A 925-nucleotide genomic window follows, 5' to 3' on the forward strand; every position below is an offset into this window, starting at 1 on the left:
GATCTTCGTGCAGGCAGAGATCGGCGGCGTACAATTCATCCAGGCATGGACCGGCGCATTATCCTACGCGCTGCAAATCTATTTCGACTTTTCCGGCTATACCGACATGGCGATCGGCCTCGGGCTGCTCTTCGGCATTTCGCTGCCGCGCGAGCGAAGGGGCCGACATATCCCATGTTGCCGATGATCAGAACACACATCGACAGCCTCCCCCAAATCCGGACGCCGCGACCTCACCACCGGAATCATTCACGAGACGATTGATCCCGCCCCATTCGGGACGTCGCGTAGAATTCAGAGCGTTAGCCATCGAGGCTGAGACGACGAGGGCGCCGGACAATCCAATACCGGAAACTCCAGGGCGTCAACCACGATGCTCGAAATATATAAGTACATATACGTAAGTAAATTCGCTTAATATCAATAATACTTTTTGACTAATTTAGCTTATTATCACACTTAGTGCCCATAATAAGGAAATTGAGTTTTGCTACTATTTATCAACAGCCGAGAGCAGAGGCCTTTCATGAGGATCATTATAGCAATAAACTCGTGATTCTGGAGGCTATCTAATGACACCTCGCATCAAGATTGCCTTGCTCGGGCCCAATCGAATCGCTCTGGACGGGTTACAGAGAATACTGACCGAAAACGGATTTGACGTACTGGAAGCCGCGGTCGACGCGAGCCAGCTCAGCGACGTCGAAGCGGTCGATGACGACGGCAGCGACGTCGTCCACATTCTGCTGATGGACGGCCTCGCGGACGCCAAGACGGGGTACCATCCCGCGGAACTTGCCGAGCGGTTCCCCGGCTATCGGCTGGCAGTAATGGCCGATGTGTTCGATTTCGACGAAATGGTCAGCTGTTTCCGCGAAGGCGTTTACGGCTACATCATCGCGGCATCGTCCGAATCTCTAGTGAT

The 925-nt window shown here is 53.2% G+C and carries 2 protein-coding genes; both read left to right on the forward strand.

Features of this window, described 5'->3' with window-relative positions:
- A partial coding sequence (locus AC1DSD_RS22430) for a hypothetical protein (RefSeq protein ID WP_478033206.1) occupies positions 1 to 187 on the forward strand: 187 nt, incomplete at its 5' end.
- A gap of 385 nt (positions 188 to 572) precedes the next feature.
- Positions 573 to 925: hypothetical protein (locus AC1DSD_RS22435; protein WP_478033207.1), on the forward strand; the 353-nt coding region annotated here is incomplete at its 3' end.

The sequence above is a fragment of the Sphingomonas sp. P4_D12 genome (genome assembly GCF_056401895.1).